Origin of the sequence: Pedobacter miscanthi, from assembly GCF_003315595.1 — a bacterium.
Lineage (GTDB): Bacteria > Bacteroidota > Bacteroidia > Sphingobacteriales > Sphingobacteriaceae > Pedobacter > Pedobacter miscanthi.
The window spans coordinates 66,052-84,950 of sequence record NZ_QNQU01000002.1 but is presented as its reverse complement, the minus strand read 5'-3'; the positions used below and the strand labels follow the sequence as shown (position 1 = coordinate 84,950).

The window sequence follows — 18,899 nt, the reverse complement described above, 5'->3', positions numbered from 1 at the left end:
GTAAGAGTCTACTTCACCACCTGTACCCATTTACCTGGCTGGGTAGCTGAAATATCATTGTTATACATCGCTTCGCATTGAACGGCCGATAAATAATATTTACCCAGGTACGAAGCATTAAGCAATATTTTGTACACCAGACTTTCGCCTTCCCTTACATTAAAATAGGTGAAAACGCGGTCATCCCTGATATCCTGATAGGTAAAAGGAGAGGAGGCCAGTATACTTTGATTGTCGTTAACACGGGTATTAATAATTTCCCAGCCCGAAGGAAAAATCTGTGTTAACGCCATTTGTTCATAATAACCCATCCGGCCGGGATTTTTCACCGTAACCTCAGCATAAAAATCAGTTCCCTGTTTTAAAGTAGTTGGGTCTAAAACTTTTCCGTTTAAACGTTTGTAAATCACATTCATATCCAAAACCTCAGGTCGGTTAGGCAAGAAATTATTCTGACCTGCAATTGGCTGTCCTTCTAAAACCAAACGAACAAACAATACATTGCTGCCGTTATTGGTAACCGATGCCGTGTTACCTTTAAAGGTTACAGGCGTACTATTGAGGTACTGGTTTGAGTTTACCGGCGCAGTTTTTCCATCAAGTACATATTGGTACTGTAATTTATTGGCCGATTGGTTTGTTCCGCAGAATTTCGCAATAGCCAGCAAACTATAAGCGGTAGTTTGTGTGCTGTACCACGTGTTTTCACCAAGCTTAGCTGCTAGTGGCTGTAATAAACTGGCTGCCTTAGCTTTCTGACCCAGTAGTGTAAGGGTTTCCAAAATCATGGCTTGATCACGAACATCAGACCCATAGGTGCCGCCCAGTTGTTTGTAAGGCTGAATAGAAGTATCCAATCCTCTGATCATATTCTGGGCAACATCGTTTTGTCCGGCAAGTTTATAAGCCGCTGCCAATCGCCATTTTGCGGCGACTGAAATATATTCGAATGCTTTTAAGCGGTTCATGGCTGCCATTTCCGGTTTTTTGGCCAATGCGAGCATATATAAACGGTAGGCTTGCGAAAGGTCGCCGCCATAAAAATTATTGCTGTTTGGCGCCCAGTTCGTAGCTTTTGTTTTTTGATAACGTAAAAGTTCATCTAAAAGGCCAACTGGTAAGGTATAACCCGCATTCTGTGCTTCAACTAAGAAATGCCCCGCATAATTACTTCCCCATTCATCAGCATTTCCTTCACCCGGCCAGTACGATAAACCACCTTCGGTAGTCTGGAAACCTTTAAGCCTGTTTATTCCTGCTTTAATGTTTTTCTCCGTTGTAGCTTTTTGCTGCTCATTTAACGGACTCAAGCGATCCAGAAATAGTTGAGGAAAAATGCCCGAAGTGGTTTGTTCAATACAACCATGTGGATACTGGATCAGGTAAGTCAATCGTTTACCCAGGTTGATGGCCGGGATAGAGGAAACTTCTAATGAACCGGAGTTTGTACCTGTCATTCCGATCGGCAAGTAATTTAACGCCCATTTGGTATGGGGCTGTACCGTTGCCGAAACTACATTGGTTATATAAGGGTTTGGATTTCGGATATCCATTTCTACATCGTACACTGTTTTTTCGGCACCGCTCTGAGCAATTACCTTTACTTTGGCAATCCCCACGTTATTTGGTGCTTTAACCTCGAAAGTGGTCATCTGCTCGCCAGTTTGTTTATAATAAAGCTGCTGTTTGTTTGTTCCCTGAACAATTAAATTGCTGGCCTGAAGCTGTACTGATACATTTTTAAGGTTATTTTCTGTTGCAAAAACAGTAACTGGAAGCGTAAAACTCTCGCCAGGACCAATTACCCTTGGCAGGGTAGCCAGCACCATTAACGGTTTTTTTACCTGAACTGATTTTTCTGCAAAACCATAAGCTGCATCCTGGCCGGCAACTACCATGGCCCTCACGGCACCGATGTATTGTGGTAATTTGAACTTGTGTGTCTTACTTTCGCCCTTACCGATGGTAAATGGCCCCATAAATTTAACCACTGCTTTAAAACGGTTCGCTTTAGCAGGATTGAGGTTTTTGTTGATGCTGCCATCACCACCGATGCTTAAAATACGCTCTAAATTTCCACCCCATGCACCTAATACATAATCAAATAAATCCCATGTTTTTACGCCCAAACCTTCGCGTGCATAAAATGCGCCGTGCGGATCAGGTGTTTTAAAACGGGTTAAATCCAATAAACCTTCATCAACCAATGCAATGGTATAAGTCATGGCTTTACCATTCTGCTCCCCAACAGTAATGGTATTTTCTGTTTCAGGTTTAATTTTATCGGCCATTTTAATGGTCGGTTTAAGGATGGTTTGAGGATCTTCTACCGAAAGTGGAATAGCACCATACATCCTGATCGGTAAATCGTTAACCGTTTGTGCGTGTGGCTGTAATAAAGTGATGTTGGCAAACACGTTAGGAGCCATTTCTTTTTCGGCCTTAAACGAATACTGTGTTTGTCCGGCTTTAGTATCAATCCAGAAAGTTTTTAATACACGACTTCCGTTTTCGATAGAAATTAAAGCCCTGCCGTTTTTACCGGTTGGGATGGTTAAAGTGATATCTTCACCAACGGTAAATTTCTCTTTATTGGCGGTAAACGAAAGCATCGAAGCCTCTGTAGGGTTGCTGCCCTGCTCGCGCTGTGCCCAGCCAGGCCAATCTACATAAACTGATTTACCGGTAACATGGCCACCATTTGCATCACGTACCAAAATTAAATAACGTCCCCATTCTGGTTCATTTACACGCAAATTCCAGCTTCCTTTTCCGTTAAACAGGTTTACCTGATGGCTTTCTACCAGTTTGTTATACTGGTTTTGGGTAAAATTAGCGTAAGTGTACTGGTCGTCTTGTTCCCACCACCAGCGCCACTGTGTTTTATATAATTCTACCGTAACGGTTTTGGTTCCGCTCAATAATTTTCCATCTGTATTTACATTAACAATTTCGATTTTATGATCCTTTCCGGTAACCAGCATGCCGCTCAAACGGTCTCCTTTTTCCGGACGGATACCCAGGTAACTGCTGTACACATGGTAAGGGATACTAAAATTATCTATACTGAAATTACCTCCGGGTTCGAAAACTTTTGTAGTGAAGTTGGCCCTTAATACGCCAGGAGCCGTATTGTTTTCGTTTAAATTGGTATTGATCTGCGCCGTACCATTCTGGTTTAAAATACCCTCGAAAATGGTTTTTACCTGCGATTCGAAATTTACGGTTGGATTATCAAAACTATAACCTTCAAAACCCTTAAATTTAGTTTCAGTGGTATTCAGGTTTACGTCAACTTTCGCTTTCAGGTTTTGTGCAACCGCGCCAAATAACCATTTTGCCGATAAAGTAGCGGCAGAAGTGCCTGTGCTTAAATATGCTCTGTTGCCAATGTTGAAATCAATTTTTAAACGGTTTGGCATTACCGTTTCAATTTTCAAAGTTTTGGTAAACGTCGCGCCACCGGCTTTCACTTTTGCCATCCAGTTGCCGGTAGGAGCAGTAGTTTCTGTAGCTGTTTTAAAGGTGTAAAATCCATTTACAGGTTTACCGTTAATCAGGCGTTTATACAGCTGGCCTTTTGGATTATAAAATTCCATGGTTACCGGATAATTGGCGGGTAATTTTTTAAGTTTATCTTCCAGAACGAAAGAAACAAATAAACTATCACCCGGGCGCCAAACACCACGTTCGCCGTAAATAAAACCTTTTAAACCACTTTGTACCACATCGCCACCAACATCAAAACGGCTTAACGGAAGTGAACCACCATCATCTAATTTAAGATAGCCACGTTCTGAACCATTTTTAGCAATTAATAGGAAAGGCTGACGTTTAAGGTCAAATTTTGCAAAACCATCTCCATCTGTTTTGGTACTGAAAATGATCTGTTTCTGGTAATCCATCAATTCGAGGTTTACCCCGCTCAATGGCTTGGCAGTAAGCAGATCAGTTGCCACAATCAGCATAGAATTATCATTTCCACGTTTGGCTACCAAACCAATATTCGAAGCAATTAAGTTCCTGCTTGCCCAGCGCTCGTTGGTATAAAATGAAGGGGTACAAGGATTATTTTTATCACTCCATCTGTAATTCGAGGGATAATAATTGTTGTAACGCTGCCAGAAATCATCATCTTCATCAATTTTTTCACCATAACCATCATATTCTCCATATTCGCTTTCCTCACCAGTACCATCTGCATTTTCTTCACCCGAAGCAGCCTTGCAATTGTAAGCGTTGTATTCTTGTCTGAAAGCAATGGTAACACGATACATGGCGCCCGGTTCGGTGCGGATCATTTTATCCAGATCGAGCGTAAAACGGTTCTTTTTGTGAAGATTTAATGCTTTATCTTCATCTAATCGAACGGTTTTCTGTAAAATAGGTTTTGCTACTCTGCGCAACTCATTTCCGTCTTTGTAGCTGTTAGTCTGGAAAAACTGCGGAATATTATTTTCATAAATTTTGATTACAGTAACGTCAACCGCTTTTAAGTTAATGGCCTCGAAAGGTAAAACAAGTTTTCCCGAATTGGGCAAAATAGTACCATTACCAGCAATGGTAACGGATGGGATTTTATCTTCAAAAACAAGATTGGCAACTTTTCCGCTGGTTAATGTTTTTGCATTAATATTCTCTACTCCGGCATTTACGCTCAAAGCATAATCGCCTTTTAACTCTTCAGGGGCATAAATTTTAACCTGGCTGGCATCAATGGTGTATCTTACATCGCTTAAATTACCCAGCGTAATCATTCCGGTTAAATCCTGTCCTACACCAATTGGCTCCGAAAATTGAACCAGGGCATAATCTTCTTCGCCCTGAATGGCTTTTATGTCCAGTACTTCGAATTTATTGATAGCTGGAACGCGGACTTCGACTTCACCTTTCTGGTCGGCATCAATCGCATCACCATCCCATTCTATTTTTAAATTTTGGTCGTTACCAGTCTTTTTAATACTATCTATGGTAAATTTTGAGCTATTTTTTGCCGGATCGTGCTGCCATTTAACTTTTAATTTCTGGTCGAAATCCAGTGAAAGTGTTTTCTCTATTTTAGCGGCCTCTTCTACATCGGCCGTTGCTACTTCTCCGCTTAGTTTCATGTAATCGAGTGAAGTATTATTCTGCGAAACCAGGCCATTTTGGGTTAACATAATGCCCGGAGTAATCACTTTAAACTCGAAATCGAAATCTTCGAGACCTTTTTCGGTTGCAGAAACTTCTGAAAGCTTAAAAGTAGCTTCGTAATTTTTACCAGGTTTCAGGTTTTCATCAGGTCTGAATTCTACCGTTTGCGGATCAATCCAGTAAGTTTTTCCCGAAATGGAAGGGGAGAAGTCGAAAAGCTCGCGCGAATCTGCCTTGCCTAAATCCTGCATGCCTGTAGCTGCATTGGCCAGGTGCACACGGATAAAACTCTTTTTCGAAATGGTACCAGAGGTATACGCTTCGATATATTTTGCATAAGCCTGGTTTTCCTCGTGGTTTTTCTTCTTATGGTTAAAATAAATGAATACAATTGCCGCTATGGAAACAGCAAGCAAACCGATAAAAATAAATTTCTTTTTGGAGGATGATTTGTAGGTAGATGGTTGTTCCATGGATGAAATTCGTTAAGATAAATGGAAATATAATGTTGCGGTTGGAGCAATTGCTATGCCGTAATTAGCCTGTTTAAATCGCAAACCCCATATTCCTACTGAAAATTAACTAAAATGGACGTTAAAAGAAATAATGTTGAAAATTAAAGCGAATATGTTGCTCTTTTGATGGCTTTTGGATAAGTTTACAACATCAACCCTATATAACCAGATATGATCAAGAAACTCTTAATTTTTTCGTGTTTATTAATTTCTACACATTTTTGTTTTGCGCAGAAAGCCGAAGTAGAAGATGCGGTAAATAGATTAACCAAACTGATGGTTACACCCGATAGCCTAGCCCTTGATAAAATTGTACTCCATAATTTAAGTTACGGCCATTCGAGCGGAAAAATCCAGACTAAACAGGAATTTTTACACTCTTTACTTTCTGGCGAATCTGATTTTGTAGATATCAATTTAACAGATCAAACTGTTATCATCCAGAATAAAACAGCTTTGGTGCGACATATCCTGAGCGCAAAAACACATGATAAAAACGTTCCCGGAAATGTAAAACTATATATTCTCTTGATCTGGAGTAAAGAAAAATCAGGCTGGAAATTGCTTGGCAGACAGGCGGTTAAGGTGCCTTAATCAAGTTTGGAGTTTACAGTTGGGAGTTTTCAGTTTTGGATGCAGAAATAGCGAGAGCACTAAACTAAGTTTGATAATTATGGTGCCTTAAAAAGTCTCCTGCAAAGATTTCTAGCTTATAGTCGTCACCCTGAATTTATTTCAGGGTCTATCTAGCAGGAAAGATGCTGATCCTGAAAATTCGGGACAGCATGACAGCCGCATCGATTGAGCTGTATGAAAAATTAATCTGTATTGATAAATCTTTCGGACTAAAATTGAAAAAAGTCTTTTATAGGTGAGCTCGACTCTGGACTTAGGACTCAAGACTTCCGACTATTTTATCATCACCCCAGGTCTGTTCACCAATGGGATTTTGATCAGGTTAGAATCGATAATGCTTTCTGGCAGGAAAATAAATTTTTTGTCGTAAATGGTAGTGCCAATGTAGTAGCTTAGCCAGTACTCGTTAGTTAAACCAAAAACCTCCGGGTCAATGGCTTCCACTCCGGCAAAAGAATTGGCTTCCATATCGCCAACAAAATGGCGCAGAACTGAAGTTTTTACCTGTTTGCCATCTTTTTCGCCATAACCTTTAGAGCTGATCAAAACGTTGGTAATCGGCTCATTTTTTAAATTAACAAGATAAACCGTCCAGCTTTTTACCTCTGGTGTTTCGCCCATCAATACTACGGCCATCGCAATATCTTCAACTGTATTTTCTGGTAAATCTGATTTCAAGTGGGTTAACTGTTTAAACTGGTTAATTGTATTATGTAAATTATTGAATTTTGAATGATAGATTATTGAATAATTGTGCCATGCTCAATAATATGTATATAAATTAAAGAATTTTGAATGATATCATTATTATCCTACCATCCAAAAATCCTTTAATCTTAGATTTATTTCTTCTTCGCTACTGCCTTTTTAGCCGGAGCTGCTTTTTTCTTTGCAGGTGCTTTTTTCTTCGTTTCGAAAGCATTAGGTACCTGCTCCACAATCATTTTCTTTACCACCTCAAGATCAATATCTGCCAGTTCTTCGGGCGTATATTTCTGTTTGGTGGCTTCATTGTTTCTCAATTTCAGCATTAATTTGCCAAAACGGATAAACGGTCCCCAGCGGCCATTTTCGATTGAAATTTTTTCTGCATCCCAGGTTTTAATGTATCTGTTTGCTTCTTTCTCTACTTTTTTGCTGATCAAAGTATCGATGTTTTCCTGCGTAAGGTTATCAAAATCGTAACCCTTTGCCGGGATATTGATAAAAAGATCGTTCCATTTAATAAACGGACCAAAACGGCCTTTACCTTTTGTAACGCCTAAACCTTCATAGTAAGCTATTGGTGCGTCATCATCCATTTTCTGGCGGATAATTTCAACAGCTCTATCATAAGTTACCGATAAAGGCTCTTCGTTTTTAGGAAGGGAGATGAAACTTTCGCCCCATTTTACATACGGCCCGAAACGGCCAACACCAATCACTACTTCTTTGCCTTCAAAATCAGGTAACTGGAACGGAAGTTTAAACAGTTCGAGTGCGTCATCCAAAGTAATGGTGGCCACCGATTGATTACGCATTAAACTGGCATAACGTGGTTTTTCTTCCTCGTCGAGTTCGCCAATCTGCACCAAAGGACCAAATTTGCCTACTTTAGTGTATACGTTTTTACCCGTTGCAGGGTCTAAACCCAATAAACGTTCGCCGGTAGCACGTTCAGCGGTTTCTAATGTTGTTTCTACTTCACTGTGGAAAGGATTGTAAAACGAGTGCAGCATTTTGGTCCACTCCTGTAAACCCTGTGCAATTTCATCAAATTCCTTTTCAACTTTAGCAGTAAAGTTAAAGTCAACAATGCCTTTAAAATGCTCAACCAGGAAATCGTTTACGACCTCACCGATATCAGTAGGGAAGAGTTTTGATTTCTCTGCACCGGTAATTTCCGATTTGGTTTCTTTTTTTACCTGTCCATCGGCTAAAACGATAGAAGTAAATTTACGCTGTTTACCATCTCTGTCTTCTTTAACCACATAACCACGGTTTTGTACCGTAGAAATGGTTGGTGCATAAGTAGATGGACGGCCAATGCCAAGTTCTTCTAATTTCTTAACTAAACTGGCCTCTGTATATCTTGCAGGTGGACGTGAATAACGTTCTGTGGCCTGCATTTCTTTTAAAAATAATTCCTGTCCTTTGGCTAAAGGAGGTAAAATTGCACCACCTTCTTTTTCTTCAGTTTCTTCGTCGTCTGTCGATTCTAAATAAACTTTTAAGAAACCATCAAATTTTAAAACTTCACCTTCGGCAACCAAATGCTCTTTACGAGTTGAAGCCGTAATCTGTGCCGTTGTTTTTTCGAACAAAGCTTCGCTCATTTGCGAGGCGATAGAACGTTTCCAGATCAGATCGTACAAACGTTTCTCTGAAATATCGCCGTCAACTGTGTGCCTGTCGAAATAAGTAGGGCGGATGGCTTCGTGAGCCTCTTGCGCTCCGGCAGATTTAGTTTTATAAACCCTTGGCTGATGGTATTTATCACCGTAGGCCGATTTTATTTCAGCGGCAGCGGCATTTATAGCCGTTTCAGATAAATTTACAGAGTCAGTCCTCATATAAGTAATCTTACCCGCTTCATATAATCTTTGTGCAACCTGCATGGTTCTGGCTACCGAAAAACCTAATTTTCTCGAAGCTTCCTGTTGCAGGGTAGAGGTGGTAAAAGGGGCGGCAGGATTACGTTTCGCAGGGCGTGTTTCTAAACTGGTAATGTCGAATTTGGCATTAACGCAATCCTGAAGATATTTTTCGGCGTCCGCTTCACTTTCAAAACGTTGTGGCAATTCTGCCTTTACCGTTTCTTTTCCTTTACCTGTTGAAAATTGTGCGGTAATTTTATAAGCAGCGGCTGCATTAAAGTTTAAAACTTCGCGTTCCCTGTCTACTATTAAACGTACGGCAACAGATTGTACGCGGCCTGCTGACAGTGATGGTTTTACTTTTTTCCATAAAACCGGAGAAAGTTCGAAACCTACTAATCTATCTAAAACACGGCGTGCTTGTTGAGCATTTACCAGGTTATAATCAATTCCACGCGGACTATCAATTGCTTTTAAAATGGCCGGTTTGGTGATCTCGTGGAAAACAATGCGTTTTGTTTTTTCTACTTTAAGGCCTAAAGTTTCGAATAAGTGCCACGAGATGGCTTCTCCCTCGCGGTCTTCATCGGATGCCAGCCATACCATTTCGGCATCCTTAGCAAGTTTTTTTAATTCGGCAACAACGTTTTTCTTGTCGGCGGGTACTTCGTAGGTCTGGGCAAAATTATTTTTAATATCAATCGCCATGTCGCCTTTCACTAAATCCCGGATATGGCCATAGCTGGATTTCACCAGGAAATCTTTTCCCAGGTATCCTTCAATGGTTTTAGCTTTTGCAGGTGACTCGACGATCAGTAAATTTTTTGCCATGAAATACGTTTTTGTGCAAATAAAGCTATAATTAAAGCATAAATCCAAACCTGTGTGGATTTTTATACGATTTTTTTATTAAATGTTAGTAAACTATGTTGATTTATACGGTGATTTTAATAAAGTTTTAATGTTGTATCCAGGACCTCGCAGGTTAATATCGGCAAAACGACGAACTCTTTATTCGATATATTTTTTTTGGAAAGGCATGGTTCTGTTTTAATGGCGGCCGGTAGTCCTGCTATCGCTTCAAGTCCTCACTCGTTCCTCGCTCCGGGCTTTCCGCTTTATCAGGTTTATAAATGAGGGGGCTGCTAATCCATCATGCCTTTTACCTCGTCCATCATATTATTTACAGCCACATTACATCAAGGCAACCGATTTGTACCTATATTCGTATATAAAAATAAAAACAACAATGATCAGCACAATTTTAATCTTATTAAACTTATTGGTGTCGCCACCAAAGAATGTTTACGATTTCAGTTTTAAAACCATTGATGGTAAAGAAATCAAGTTATCTAAATTTAAGGGTAAAAAAATCCTAATTGTTAACACGGCTTCTAAATGCGGTTTCACCCCCCAATACGAAGATTTGGAGAAACTTCAGAAAGAGTATGGTAAAAAAGTGGTATTGATCGGTTTTCCGGCAGGTAACTTTGGCGGTCAGGAATTTTCTACCAATGCAGAGATTAAAGAATTCTGTACCGGAAAATACAACGTTTCCTTTTTACTTGCCGAAAAAAGCAGTGTAAAAGGTGATGACATCAGTCCATTGTTTAAATATTTAACCTCGCAAACCAATACTGAAGAGCAGGGTGATATTAAATGGAACTTCGAAAAATTCCTGATCAACGAAAAAGGAGAGTTGGTACACCGTTTCCGTTCTAAAACAAAACCTACAGACGAAGCAATCGTTAAAAACCTGTAAGGATGAAAAATGGAAGATGTGAGATGGGAAATGTGGGCGCAATGATGGAATAGTCTTTCTTTAAATAATTTAAAAAGGTAAAGTGGTGAAGAACCATTTTGCCTTTTTTTATGATCATTAAATGCAGATTGCTATTCTGATTTGCTTTTAGCATATGAGACATTTAAGCTTATATGATGCTTATATCCCTTATATGATCAAAAAAATATGTAAAAACACAAATGGAACATTCACAACTTAATTATTATCAAATGATAAATAGATTAAGCCCCTTAGGCACCTAAGTCTATCTTAGTTTAATTGATGCAAAATATTAAACCTTACCTGCAGGATACATTCCCATTTTATTTATGGCGGAATCCTAACTGGCCCCTGCAATAACGATCATTTTATATATTATTGTTGGTAAACTGGAAATTTTAGGGCAAAAGAAAGGGGCTTAAATCCATAAGCCCCAAATAAACCAAACAAACTATTTATGAAGTATATATATAACTCCTGTTTAAATAAAATGTTTTTAGAAAAATTAAATTATTTAGATCTTTTAGCATTTTCGCGGTATGATATCAAGGTAGATACCGCAAAACGCATGAAATAAGCAGATTTGTAACAAAAATGCAGCTTGTTTTTGACTTTACTGTGTTAAAACAGATTTAGTTGTTCAGGCTGGTAAAGATTAGGAGCAAAAGAGTAAGCTGAAACGTTGTTTTGACTTCCGCCTACGTAAAAAACTTCCGTTTCTTCATATCTCGAAGCTACTTTAACAAAAGTATCGCCTGCAACGCTTTTAAATAAGCTTTCAACCAATTCAGGATCGTTATTATCTTTTGATAAATGGCTGAGCAGTAAATGACTCATATATTCAGGTCGGTGGTTCATAAAAAGCTCCAGCGCCTGGGCATTACTGAGGTGCCCGTGTCCGCCCATAATCCTTCTTTTTAAAAAATAGGGATAACGGCCGTTCTGCAACATCTCTGTATCGTAGTTGGCTTCTAAAAAGGCTGCATGGCAGCTTTTAAAATGTGTAATCAGGCGATCGCATACGGCACCAATATCGGTAAAAACACCAACCCTGATATCATTGCACTCAATGGTAAAACTGTAAGGATCTGCTGCATCATGAAATTTGGAAAATGCAGAGATTTTTAAATTGCCAATCCGGATATGCTGTAAATGTTTTAAAGGAAAAGTATAACTGGCATCCAGCAACAACCTGCTGCTTTTTAATGTTGGCATACTGATGTACACCGGGAGTTTATATTTTTTTGCAAAAACAGCCAGGCCTTTAATATGGTCGCTATGCTCGTGGGAAATAAAGATTGCTTTAACTTTGTTTACTGATAAGCCTAGGCGGGCCATTCGTTTTTCTACTTCTTTACAAGTTAAGCCAACATCAACCAAAACGGCTTCGTTATCGTTCCCCACATAGTAACAATTGCCGTTACTCCCCGAATTTATTGATGTAAAATATAGTGCCATTTTCTGTCTGCAAGATAAGGCTTATTTGCTTAAAGAAAAAGTAATGTTATACTCTTGTTCCATTGTGTTCTACCAGGCGCGAAAGGAGCGGAAGAAAAGCCTGGATCAGGTTGATTTCTTCTGCAGAAAATATTTTTTCGAGTGTTTGCGCCAGCCATTCCTCTTTAATCTTCCTGCTGGCAATAATGTGTTTTTCGCCCAGTTTGGTTAAACCAATAAATACTTTGCGCTTATCTTCTTCGCTCGGAAAACGTTCTACACATTTTGCATCATACAAACGGTTTATGATTTGTGAAATGGCCTGTTTAGATACCCTTTCCATATCGGCCAGCTCAGTAGATAGCAATTTGCCATGCTGTTCCAGTAGCGACATGGTTAACAGTTCGGCATTGCTAAACTCCGAACTTACGTTCTGGCGGCGCAACTGGCGGGTTAAGCGGGTTACCGTGCTTCTTAATTTCGCTGCAATCTCTTGTGTTTGAGTAGGCATATTAATGGTAAATAAACTTTACAAATATAAGCTTTTAATTTTAATCGTAATCTATTTTCATTTTATGAAACCCTTAATTTATGATTTTAAACTGATAAAAGTGTTCTTTTTTGGTTTTATGGTTTGGCTAAATTTTTATACTTTTGTAAAGTTACTTTACTATTTTAAACATGAGTATTTTTCGTTCACTAAGGCATTATAATTACAGGTTATTTTTTACAGGTCAGGCTATTTCATTAATTGGTACATGGATGCAGCGTGTAGCCATCAGCTGGCTGGTATACCGTTTAACAGGGTCGGCATTTTTGCTGGGTTTAATTACTTTTTTAAGTTTAATCCCTTCGTTAGTGCTTGCGCCTTACGCCGGGAGTTATGTAGACAGGCATAATAAATATAAAATATTGGTTATTACGCAGGTAATCCTGATGCTCCAGGCAGGGGCTTTAGCTTTGATGATCTGGTTTAAAGTATATGATATGTTCTGGATTGCAGCACTTTCGCTGGTACAGGGGCTGGTAAATGCTTTTGATGTAACAGCGCGACAATCTTTAATGGTAAATTTAATTGATGATAAAGAAGATTTACCAAATGCGATTGCGCTTAACTCTTCTATGTTTAATGCGGCAAGGTTAATCGGGCCGGCACTGGCAGGTGTGATTTTGAGTACTTTGGGTGAGGATATCTGTTTTCTGATCAATTTTGTCAGTTTTATTGCCGTGCTTGGGTGTATGGTAATGATGAAATTAAAACTCACCGAACACCAGAAATCGAATGAAAATATATGGATGGATCTGAAAAAAGGTTATGATTATCTAAAATCTTCGCCTGATCTGGCTTCCATGGTATTAATGATGGCTGCTTCAAGTTTATTGGTCATTCCTTTTACTACACTACTGCCTGTTTTTGCTAAAGACATATTTAACGGCAATGCCACAACTTTTGGCTGGTTCGAAAGTGCGGCCGGATTTGGAGCATTTTTCGGAGCCATTTATATGGCCACATTAAAAGCAGGCCAGAACTTGCAGAAAATAGTAATGTTATCGGGTATTCTACTGGCTGTTTCGGTAGTGGCGCTGGCAATATCTCCATCGTTGGTATTGGCCTTGATTTGTACCGGTTTGGCTGCTTTGGGTTTAATGGCACAAACTTCATCCATCAATACTTATCTGCAAACGCATGCGGATGATGTAATGAGGGGCAGGACATTAAGTTATTATATTATGGCTTACCAGGGGGTATTACCGATTGGAAGTTTGTTAATGGGCTATCTGGCGCATCTTTTCGGTACACAGGTGGTTGTAGCTTTTGAAGGTGTTGCCGGTTTATTGATTGTCGCTGCTTTTGTTTATAATGAGAGGCACAGGAATCAGTTTAAAGGCAGTGCAATGTCGTTGAATTAGTGACTCGTTAAGTTGTTTTTGAAGTATTAATATAAGGGGCCGTTACCCTGAATTTATTTCAGGGTCTAATATGCAAGAAAGATGCTGATCCCGAATTTTTCGGGACAGCATGACGATCGCTAGGATGAAACGCCAAATGCCATCCGCTCGGAATGACGGACTTTTTTTTAGATGATTCGCATGAAGATTGCGTGATATAACGCCAAACGCAATCCGCAAAACGCTTATCATTTATGCACAATCAGCTTACAATCTACCATTACCTTTTGGTAGTTCTGGATATCAATTTCCTTGTTGATTAACTGAAGCAGTAACTTTATTGCATTTTCACCAACCGACTCAGGGTTTTCTTCCACCGAAGCAACGGGTGGCGAATCGAGGTAACTTATAAAAGATGTATTACCAAAACCAATACATTCTATATCGTTAAAGTTAGGGTGGTTAATAGACCTCAGGTATTTAATTGCGTCGAATAAAATTGGTTCTTTAAACGCCACCAAAGCCGTGGGCATATTCTCAGGGTTGGCAAAAAGGTTACTGATGGCCGAAATCGTATTTTCCTTGTCGAAATCGGTATAAGCCACCAACTCAGCAGAAAAAGGTACTTCGTTATCCTTTAAAGCATTAATATAGCCATTAAAGCGGTCGTGCGTAAAATTGATCATCTTTGGGCCGCCCAGATATGCAATTTTTTTATGTCCCCTGTCAATCAAAAATTTAGTGGCTTGGTAGCAGCCCTGAAAAGTATTGCCCAATACCTTATGGCAGCTTAAATTAAAACTCGGGTTCCGTGTATAATACACTACGGGTATGCCCATTTGTTCAAATTGATCAAGATGTGCAAAATCCTGCGTTTGTTTCGAAATGGCCACAATTAAACCGTCAACCCGGCTTCTTAAAAGCATATTGGCCGATTGGATTTCTTTTTCAAGGTCATCATGCGATTGGCTGATGATAACATTGTATCCATTTTGTGTGGCAAATTGTTCTACGCCATAAATACTGCGTGTAAAAAAGTGGTCTAAAAGGTTGGGTAAGATAATACCAATAATACGCGATTTTTTTTCCTTTAAATTAATCGCCGATTTATTTGGTGTAAAATGCAGATCGCGGGCCATTTCCTGTACACGTTTCTTCGTGTACTCGTTAATGGTGGGGTAATTATTAAGGGCTTTCGATACTGTTGATACTGACATCTTTAACTTTTCAGCCAAGAACTTTAGTGTAACAGGGGTATTGTTCGTCATCTTTTCCAATCTCAATGCATAGATAAGAAAAAAAACGCAATTATTTCAAACGTTTGAAATGTAGTTTCAATGGATTTTATCGCGTTTTAAGCTATTTAATAACAGTTTTATCTTTTTAGCTTTTCTAAATTCGTTACCGCGAACACAAACTAACCAAATAAACATGATGAAATCATCCCACACTTACTTCAGTTTTAAAAGGGCTTTAACTGGAGTATCAGGTTTAGTTGGAGGTAACAACTTCAATATCCCTACAAAATATTACGCTTCGAAGACAAAATCATACAATCCTAAAGATGCGTAGCACTTAATAACCTTCATCTTCTTCTACCAACGCCAATCTGATTCCGGAAAGGCAATATGATACAAACATTTAAAATGGACTTAATGGATTTACCCATGTAAATCTACCTGTCCTGATATTAACTCAGCATTAAATTTTAACCGAATAGATTTAATATTTTATAACAATTATGGATAGACTTTACAATTTGAAGAAGACTTTTAACGGCGTTGGATTTGAGAAATTCCAATGGTATAAAGTTCTTTATACCTTAACTTTTCTCGTCCTGATCAGTTCGTCGTTTAGCGCTTTTGCGCAGGGTACGGTAACCGGTAGTGTAAAAGATAGTAAAGGAACAACTTTACCCGGTGTTAGTGTAAGGGTAAAAGGTACCCAGGTAGGTGCGGTAACAGATAATGACGGTAAATTTTCGATTAAGGCGGCAGATAATGCAACATTAACCTTTGCTTACATTGGTTATATCACCAAAGAAGTTGCTGTAAACGGTAAAAGCACATTAACCGTTTTGCTGGAAGATAACTCACAGGGTTTGGATGAGGTAGTTGTAGTGGGTTATGGTGCACAGAAAAAATCTACTTTAACAGGCGCTATTGCGCAGATCAATTCTGAAGAGATCATGAAATCGCCAACACCAAATCCAACCAATAGTTTAATAGGTCGTTTACCAGGTTTATTGGCAGTACAAACCAGCGGACAGCCTGGTGCTGATGGTGCACAGCTTAAAGTGAGGGGTGTTGCCACCTATGGTGCTAATAATGCGGCCATTGTGGTAGTAGATGGTGTAGAACGCCCGAGTTTTTCGGATGTGGATGCGAATGAGATAGAATCGGTCAATGTACTGAAAGATGCTGCTGCAACAGCAATTTACGGTATCCGCGGTGCCAATGGTATTATTGTGGTAACGACTAAACAAGGAAAAATCGGTGCGCCAAAAGTTACTTACACCGGTAATTATGCGTTGCAAACCTATACCGGTTTGGCGGTTGGTCTTCCGGCTTTAGAAAGTGCCACTTTGTTAAATCAATCTTACCTGAATGATGGTAAACCTGCATTTTTTACGGATGCGGAGATCCAGAAATTCAGGGATAAATCAGACCCGATCGGTTATCCTGATGTGCAGTGGTTTGATTATTTAACCAAAAAATATTATTCCCAAACACAGCATAATATTAATATCAATGGCGGAACAAGAATTGCCAAATATTTTGTTTCGGCAGGTTATGCTTTTCAGGACGGGATTTTCAAAAAGTTTGATTCTCCTTACGGAATTAATACGGTACCAAATTATAACCGCTATAATTTCCGTTCGAACGTAGATTTAACACTGAATAAAGATTTTACTGTTGGAATTAAGTTAGGCGGGCGTTTTGCCAACCGTTATCAGCCAGCAGGTTTAAGATCCTCTTCTGCATTCTCTTATGATACGATTGAAGGAATGATTTCGCGTATTCTCCAGGTTCCGGCTTATGCTTATCCGGTTACTTTACCTGATGGCAGAATTACAGCTAACCCTAATGTGGGTACCAATATCTGGAATCCTTATGCGGTTTTAACACGCTTTGGAACACGTAATGATGATAACAATACCATCGAGAGCACATTTAACCTGAATTATAAATTAGGTTTTATTACTAAAGGATTAGGTTTTAAAACAGTATTTGGTTACGATTCTTATTATAACAATACCGAAAGAAGAAATGCCAACTGGGCGGCATATGTATATAATCCGGCTACCGGCGAAGCTACTTTATCAACCGATACTCGTAACCGTGATGAGCCTTTAGGTGCCGTACAAGATGGCGGGGTTACTGAAGGCAGCACCAATATGAATTTACAGGCGGGTTTTGATTATAACCGTGATTTTGGAAAACATAATGTGAGTGCCTTATTACTGGGTACAAGACAGTTGATTAAATCAACAGGTACCACTGCATTTACCGCTCCTCCAAAAGCATCACAAGGTATTGCCAGTCGCGTTGCCTATAATTATAATGAACGTTATTTCGCAGAGTTCAATGCTTCTTACAATGGATCAGAAAATTTTGCCCAGGGTTTGCGTTATGGTTTCTTCCCGGCAATATCGGCAGGGTGGACGTTAACCAATGAGCCTTTCTGGAAAAAGAATGATATTCTATCATATTTAAAAATCAGGGGTAGTTATGGTTTGGTTGGTAACGACAGAATTTCGGATAGCCGTTTCTTATTCTTAACCAGTTATTCTACTTACACCTCTACTACGGCTGGCGGTCAGGTAGCGCCATTCGGAAACCCAAATTCCATTACCAATTATCCAACCATTTTAATCAGGGATCCACAGTTTTTTGGTGCTACCGGAAACGATCTTGGAAACCCGATAGTAACCTGGGAAACCGGTACCAAACGCAACATTGGTTTTGAAGCCCGTTTATTTAAAGATAATTTAAGGGTTACGGTTGATTTATTTGATGAAACCAGAAGAGATATCCTAACGCCATCTCTAAGTGGTTCAGCTCTGTATGGGCATACTTATCCGAATTTCAACAAAGGTATTGTTTACAACAAAGGTTACGAGGTTGAACTCGATTACCAGAAACAGGTTGGAAGTGTAACCCTTGGTTTAAATGCTCAGTTGAGTTATGCGAAAAACAGGATTGTGGAAAATGATGAACCAGATGGTTTACCTCCGTCGTTGATAAGAAAAGGAACAAGTGTAGGTCAGTTTTTTGGATATGTAACAGATGGTTTCTTCCAGTCGGCGGCTGATATTGCTGCTTCTCCAAAATTGCAGGGTTATTCTCCGATTCCGGGAGATTTAAAATTTAAAGATTTAGATGGCGATGGCATTATCACCAGTTTAGATCAAAAAGCAATCGGGCATACCAATACTCCAGAGTATGTATATAGCTTTAGTCCACGTGTTTTATACAAAGGATTTTCGCTTTCCGTATTATTTCAGGGTGTTGGAAACGTAAGCTCGAATGTAATTTTGAACGAACAGAACAATGGCCAGCAGATGTATCCTTTTATGCTCGATTCGTGGACACCGGCAACTGCAGCAACTGCAACCTGGCCGGTTATACACGCAAGAGGAACAGCATCTTTAAACTATGCTTTAAACGATTTTACCTTACAGAATTCTTCTTATTTAAAAATCAGAAACGTAGAATTTGCGTGGAACTTACCTAAAGAGTGGGCCACCGCATTAAAGTTAAGCAATGTGAGGGTTTTTCTACAAGGGCAGAATCTTTACACCTGGACGAAGTATAAATTTTATACCGATCCTGAAAACGTAAACACCATTAATACTGCATTTCCATTGCAATCGATTTATCCAACATCAAAGGTGTACAATTTTGGTTTAAACGTTCAATTTTAAGA

At 39.3% G+C, this 18,899-nt stretch carries 11 protein-coding genes; 5 read left to right on the top strand and 6 right to left on the bottom strand.

What is annotated here, in order from left to right; all coding sequences use genetic code 11:
- Window positions 1-8: 8 nt before the first annotated feature.
- The gene (locus DRW42_RS02400) at window positions 9-5,606 is read right to left on the bottom strand and encodes an alpha-2-macroglobulin family protein (protein WP_113947251.1); all 5,598 of its coding nucleotides are present in this window, start codon (window positions 5,604-5,606) and stop codon (window positions 9-11) included.
- 213 nt (window positions 5,607-5,819) lie between these two features.
- On the opposite strand from DRW42_RS02400, the gene DRW42_RS02395 reads away from it, so the two are divergent.
- A complete protein-coding gene (locus DRW42_RS02395; protein WP_113947250.1) occupies window positions 5,820-6,242 on the top strand; it encodes a nuclear transport factor 2 family protein in 423 nt (140 codons plus the stop codon).
- Between the two features lie 315 nt (window positions 6,243-6,557).
- On the opposite strand, the gene DRW42_RS02390 is transcribed toward DRW42_RS02395, so the two are convergent.
- Entirely contained in the window at window positions 6,558-6,962 is a 405-nt protein-coding gene (locus DRW42_RS02390) for a hypothetical protein (RefSeq protein WP_113947249.1), read from the bottom strand.
- 164 nt (window positions 6,963-7,126) lie between these two features.
- Window positions 7,127-9,691, bottom strand: coding sequence for a type I DNA topoisomerase (gene topA, locus DRW42_RS02385; RefSeq protein ID WP_113947248.1), 2,565 nt, complete (start codon window positions 9,689-9,691; stop codon window positions 7,127-7,129).
- Window positions 9,692-10,109: 418 nt separating this feature from the next.
- Between topA and DRW42_RS02380 the strand changes: the two genes are divergently transcribed.
- A complete protein-coding gene (locus tag DRW42_RS02380; protein ID WP_113947247.1) occupies window positions 10,110-10,622 on the top strand; it encodes a glutathione peroxidase in 513 nt (170 codons plus the stop codon).
- Between the two features lie 642 nt (window positions 10,623-11,264).
- On the opposite strand, the gene DRW42_RS02375 is transcribed toward DRW42_RS02380, so the two are convergent.
- Together DRW42_RS02375 and DRW42_RS02370 are read right to left on the bottom strand one after the other, a co-directional pair.
- Complete coding sequence (locus DRW42_RS02375) at window positions 11,265-12,101, bottom strand: MBL fold metallo-hydrolase (protein WP_113947246.1); 837 nt, start codon at window positions 12,099-12,101, stop codon at window positions 11,265-11,267.
- 46 nt (window positions 12,102-12,147) lie between these two features.
- On the bottom strand, window positions 12,148-12,591 hold the full coding sequence (locus tag DRW42_RS02370) for a MarR family winged helix-turn-helix transcriptional regulator (RefSeq protein ID WP_113947245.1): 444 nt from the start codon (window positions 12,589-12,591) through the stop codon (window positions 12,148-12,150).
- 170 nt (window positions 12,592-12,761) lie between these two features.
- On the opposite strand from DRW42_RS02370, the gene DRW42_RS02360 reads away from it, so the two are divergent.
- On the top strand, window positions 12,762-13,991 hold the full coding sequence (locus tag DRW42_RS02360; RefSeq protein ID WP_113947243.1) for an MFS transporter: 1,230 nt from the start codon (window positions 12,762-12,764) through the stop codon (window positions 13,989-13,991).
- A gap of 227 nt (window positions 13,992-14,218) precedes the next feature.
- Here the strand turns inward: DRW42_RS02360 and DRW42_RS02355 are convergent, their stop codons facing one another.
- Window positions 14,219-15,238, bottom strand: coding sequence for a LacI family DNA-binding transcriptional regulator (locus DRW42_RS02355; RefSeq protein WP_113947242.1), 1,020 nt, complete (start codon window positions 15,236-15,238; stop codon window positions 14,219-14,221).
- Between the two features lie 163 nt (window positions 15,239-15,401).
- Here DRW42_RS02355 and DRW42_RS28650 point away from each other — a divergent pair, with 163 nt between their 5' ends.
- A complete protein-coding gene (locus DRW42_RS28650) occupies window positions 15,402-15,542 on the top strand; it encodes a hypothetical protein (RefSeq protein ID WP_158544259.1) in 141 nt (46 codons plus the stop codon).
- A 169-nt stretch (window positions 15,543-15,711) separates the two neighbouring features.
- Window positions 15,712-18,897: a SusC/RagA family TonB-linked outer membrane protein gene (locus tag DRW42_RS02350; RefSeq protein WP_113947241.1), complete on the top strand. Its 3,186-nt coding sequence runs from the start codon at window positions 15,712-15,714 to the stop codon at window positions 18,895-18,897.
- Window positions 18,898-18,899: the final 2 nt, after the last annotated feature.